The organism is Bartonella sp. AP30XZML, assembly GCF_042195945.1.
Classification (GTDB): domain Bacteria; phylum Pseudomonadota; class Alphaproteobacteria; order Rhizobiales; family Rhizobiaceae; genus Bartonella.
Genome location: NZ_JBHIPJ010000038.1, coordinates 1 through 4,535 on the forward strand (window position 1 = coordinate 1; position 4,535 = coordinate 4,535).

Genomic DNA, 4,535 nt, shown 5'->3' on the forward strand with positions numbered 1-4,535 from the left:
TGGAATCTTATCCATGGCATACCATTAGACATGCGCGCCCCCTTCTTTCATTAAATATAAATTAGTGATCATAATCCCCCCTTAAGGCTGTTGCCTATTTATGCGTGAGCTGTGACAGAGCGCGTAGTCATAAGTTAAAAAAAAATGAACTCACTCAATTCAAAAATACACTGCATGCTTCATCTCGCTGCACTAACTAAATGTGTAGACCGATTGTATTTCTGTAAACTATCTATGAAATGCTTTTTGAAACCGTGCGCATCGCTATATGCCTTTATCGATAATGAAGGTCCTAAAGTACTTTGAACTATCAAATTATCATTTGCATCAAGAGAAAAATTCCAATCAGAATCGCTAAAAACAATTGTGCTGCCGTCTGGAAAATCCATTTCTTTTATTGAATCTTTCAAAATGTGAAAAGTGTAATATGGTCTTTGCAATACCTTTGTAGAGCTTTGCATTTTTTTATGAGAGACATAAAAACAAAAAATCGTGATTACATTGGTCGTAAAAAGCACAATAATCGTTGCGAAAATGTCCATTTTTATTTTCTTTCTTCATATTGAAGCTTCGTCATTTCATTTTGTTCAAATGGCTTCATGCAAACAGTGGAACCCTTGACAAAAGAAGGCGTTGGAGGAGATTGTTCATTCCATAACGCTTCGAGAAGATATGCAACGGCTCCTCTTGAAGGAACACCATATTTTTCCCAACGCCATACTGTTGACTTGTTGACGCCTAACTGTGCTGCCATTTCTTTCAGAGTTAAATTCAGATTTTTACGTAACTGTTTTACTGCTATTTTTCCCATAAAAAATAATATGCATTATGAGTACTTAAAAGTCAAGTCGAAATGCATACCAATTATATGCAATATGAATATATTAAGGAGATAAAAATGCTTAGTAACACGATAGACCAATCTGCTAGATTAATAAAAGCGCGTTTAGCGCGTGGTTTTAGAAGTGCTAAAGAAGCAGCTAGATATTTTGGCTGGAACTACTCTAGCTATATACAGCACGAACAAGGATTAAGAGGAATATCACGGGCATCTGCAAAATATGCAAAAGCATTTAGAATTAGTGAAGGATGGTTATTAACTGGAGAGGGAGAAGGCCCCTCCTTTCCAATTCCTGCCACAAAACAAACTGTTGATGAGCAAATTATTAATCTACTGCAAAAAACAACTCAACCAGATAAAGAAACAATTCTTCACCTTTTAAATCGCTTGCATGCAGAAGAAAAAAAATAAAAGCTTTTTTTCTTTCATTACTAAATGTAGAAACCAGATGCATTATTTTGTTATCTAATTCTATATCACTTTTTATTATTTTCATAACCATTCACCTTCCCCTTTCATGAGAATCGTCATTTAGAAAAAATCTTCTTACAAGATTTTTATACCGTTAAAAATAAAATACACATAACGCATATTTTGTTGTTGACAAGTATGCATTATGCGTATTATATATATTCCATAAACCACGCACAAACAATCGCCAAGAGGCGTTAGGGAGGAGAAATTATGGAAAATCCAATTCTTATAAATTCTGATGAAATTTTATTAGTTGTCTATGATGATGATCAAAACATTGGTCGATCGGGACCACTGGATGAAAGCCAAGTTCTAAAAATTATTGACGAGGCAGATGATGCAATCCAAATCTTTCGCATCGATCCTTCTGAGAATAATTGTGAAGATATCTCTGAAGAAATTGCAGAAGCATATGTAAAAGAAAATATCGAACATCTCCATGAGGAGAGTAAAGTTCATGACTTTGTACGCGAGAGTGTTGCTTACCATGACCTTTTATCTGATTTAGCAGACGAAAAATATAATGATGAGATTTACGGTACTTACGAACAACAACACCGTTTGCGTCCTTGTGATGTGCTTTAAATTCTGAAGGGCGCTTTTAAAAGCGCCTCCCCTTTTCCCATCAATAATTGATTAGAGTAAACTTATGACCACACATGATACTCATATTCATAGTGAAGGATATCTCACGCCTGAAAACGAAGTAGACAACAAAATCGGTTATGTCCAAATGGTCAATGCCCATGTAATGCATAGGTACTTACATTTGAAACAAGATTTTTCCACTTGGTTTAACGATTGTGTTGAAAAGTTTGATCTAAAAGAAGGCGTGGATTTTGTTTTTACAAAACAAGAATGGAACAGACAGAAGATTTGTCCAAAATCTGAAATAGAGACAGATAAAACCGATAATCATTATTTCAAAATTCACGCAGCAAGGAAAATTGCTCAAGCAGAACGTCATAGAAACTATGGCAGAATATTATACCAAAACTTGTGTTTTTCTTAATTAAGGGGGTGATGATGCGAAACTTTATTACAATACCTGAAAACAATTTTCAAAACACAACTGTTCCAACCATGTCTAGTCGTGAAATTGCAGAGTTATGCGGTAAGCAACATGCGCATATTATGCGTGATATTCGACAAATGTTAGGAGAATTATATCCTGAAGGGGGTCAATCCAAATTTGGATCCACCTATTTAGATAAACAGGGTAAGCCCCAAAACTGTTACAACCTCCCTAAGCGTGAATGCCTTATCTTAGTTTCCGGTTACAGCATGACATTACGTGCTAGGATTATAGACCGTTGGCAAGAATTGGAAAAGCAAGCAGCAATACCACAAATCGACTATTCAAGTCCAAAGGCTATGATTGGCTTTTTGAATTACCTACAAGGTCAAATAGATCAAAAAGACACCATCATTGAAGATTTAACACCAAAAGCCATGGCTCTTGAAAGCTTACAGCGTCATAATGGACTCTTTGGTCTTACAGAAGCCGCTAAAATACTCGAGATGCAACCAAAACAATTCATTCTCTTCTTACAGCAAAAAGGTTGGGTTTACAGACGAGCAGCAGGTGGAAATTTGCTACCGTATCAAGACAAAATCCAAAAGAAACTTATGGATTGTCCAACCATCACACTTCAAACTGCAAGTGGAATAGAAAAAGTCATTCCTTGCGCAAAAATCACAGCAAAAGGAATTGGTGTGCTGTCTCAAGAGCTTAAAAGACAAACCATGCATTAAAAGCAACAATTATGGAAAAGAAATACGAATGACTAATCTTATAGTATCTCTATAAGCCGTTTCTAGCAACAAAAACAAAGATTTTAACACCAGCGTGATTCACGCCACGGGTGAATTGCGCGCGAGATGGAGGAAATCAAGATGAGTGAACAAAATACTAACCTAACAGAAATTGAAGAAACGCATCACTTAGCGGTTAAACAAACTGCTATGGAACGTATTTTAAACAGAGCCTTAGAAAATGACGTCGATATGGACCGTCTCGAGCGTCTCATTGCCTTACGAGAAAAAGAAATAGAACGACAAAACTACGAAAGATTTGCCTGTGATCTTTCGAATATGCAAATAGAATATCAAAAAATACAAAAAAACTCTACAAACACCCATACAAACAGCCAATATGCAACCCTTGACCAGTACATTGATGCTGTAAAAAACACTCTTGCAAAACACCGATTTGCTTTGTTTTCTCGTATCAAAGAACAGAGTTCAGACAATATAATTATAGAAATGACTTTGACGCATCCGTCTGGAAATAAAATCTCAACAGAAGGAAAGTTTCCTTATGACACTAAAGGATGCAAATCAAATATACAATCGGTTGGTTCTGCAATCACATACGCACGCAGATATCTGTTAGGCATGCTTCTTAATGTCGTGAGTGAAGATGATGATACAGATGGAAACCCGCCTATTAAAAAGGCTTTTCCACAACAGATCAATGAAATCAGAAGACTCATCGTACAAACCCAAACAGAAGAAGAAAAAATACTTGCTTATGTCAACGTCAAAAAGCTCGACGATATGTCTGAAGGACAAGCACAAACGGTGTTGCATCTTTTAAAAAATAAACAAAACAGGCAAAAGGTAGAAACAGATTCTACTATACAAGATGCCGATATAGCAACGCCACACGAACAGGGAACGGCGGTGTGAGATGGAGCAAAGAACAGCACAATGGTTTCAAGCGCGCTTGGGTAAAGTCACTGCTTCAAACGTTTACAACGTACTCAGTAAGACAGCAAAAGGTTTGCCTACAAGCAAATATGAAGATTACAAAACGAAACTCATGACAGAACGCTTAATAGAGGAAATAAGCCAATCTTATACAACACCTGCTATGCAATGGGGTATCGAACATGAAGAAGATGCCTTAAGAGAATATGAATTCATTTATGACGCAGAAGTCACAAGATGCGGGTTTATCCCACACCCCAAAATGGAAATGGCGGGGGCTAGTCCTGATGGGTTGATTGGAGAGGACGGTTTAATAGAAGTCAAATGTCCACAATCAACCACGCATTTGCGTTTTTTTATTTATGACGAAATCAAGCCTGAATATATCGCACAGATGCAATTCCAAATGGCATGCACTGGACGCAAATGGTGTGATTTCATGAGCTATAATCCAAACTTTGTAGGCAAATCTACTGGTTTGAGAATGAAAATCAAACGCGTCAATCGT

Annotated in this window: 8 protein-coding genes; 6 read left to right on the forward strand and 2 right to left on the reverse strand. The window is 36.8% G+C overall.

Annotated elements, in window-relative coordinates; genetic code table 11:
- Positions 1–179: 179 nt before the first annotated feature.
- Together ACFIL2_RS02780 and ACFIL2_RS02785 are read right to left on the reverse strand one after the other, a co-directional pair.
- Positions 180–542: a hypothetical protein gene (locus tag ACFIL2_RS02780; protein WP_375618100.1), complete on the reverse strand. Its 363-nt coding sequence runs from the start codon at positions 540–542 to the stop codon at positions 180–182.
- Between the two features lie 2 nt (positions 543–544).
- Positions 545–811 (reverse strand): helix-turn-helix domain-containing protein, encoded by a 267-nt coding sequence (locus ACFIL2_RS02785; RefSeq protein ID WP_375618101.1) that lies wholly within the window; start codon positions 809–811, stop codon positions 545–547.
- A gap of 87 nt (positions 812–898) precedes the next feature.
- Here ACFIL2_RS02785 and ACFIL2_RS02790 point away from each other — a divergent pair, with 87 nt between their 5' ends.
- The 6 genes from ACFIL2_RS02790 to ACFIL2_RS02815 all read left to right on the forward strand — a co-directional run.
- A complete protein-coding gene (locus ACFIL2_RS02790; RefSeq protein WP_004859838.1) occupies positions 899–1,252 on the forward strand; it encodes a helix-turn-helix domain-containing protein in 354 nt (117 codons plus the stop codon).
- 273 nt (positions 1,253–1,525) lie between these two features.
- On the forward strand, positions 1,526–1,900 hold the full coding sequence (locus ACFIL2_RS02795; RefSeq protein ID WP_375680205.1) for a hypothetical protein: 375 nt from the start codon (positions 1,526–1,528) through the stop codon (positions 1,898–1,900).
- Between the two features lie 64 nt (positions 1,901–1,964).
- On the forward strand, positions 1,965–2,327 hold the full coding sequence (locus ACFIL2_RS02800) for an antA/AntB antirepressor family protein (RefSeq protein WP_375680206.1): 363 nt from the start codon (positions 1,965–1,967) through the stop codon (positions 2,325–2,327).
- 14 nt (positions 2,328–2,341) lie between these two features.
- Entirely contained in the window at positions 2,342–3,070 is a 729-nt protein-coding gene (locus tag ACFIL2_RS02805; protein WP_375681680.1) for a Rha family transcriptional regulator, read from the forward strand.
- A gap of 141 nt (positions 3,071–3,211) precedes the next feature.
- Positions 3,212–4,006 carry an ERF family protein gene (locus tag ACFIL2_RS02810; protein WP_375681678.1) on the forward strand — a complete coding sequence of 265 codons (795 nt, stop codon included), beginning with the start codon at positions 3,212–3,214 and terminating at the stop codon, positions 4,004–4,006.
- Between the two features lies 1 nt (position 4,007).
- Positions 4,008–4,535: lambda exonuclease family protein (locus tag ACFIL2_RS02815; protein ID WP_375681679.1), on the forward strand; the 528-nt coding region annotated here is incomplete at its 3' end.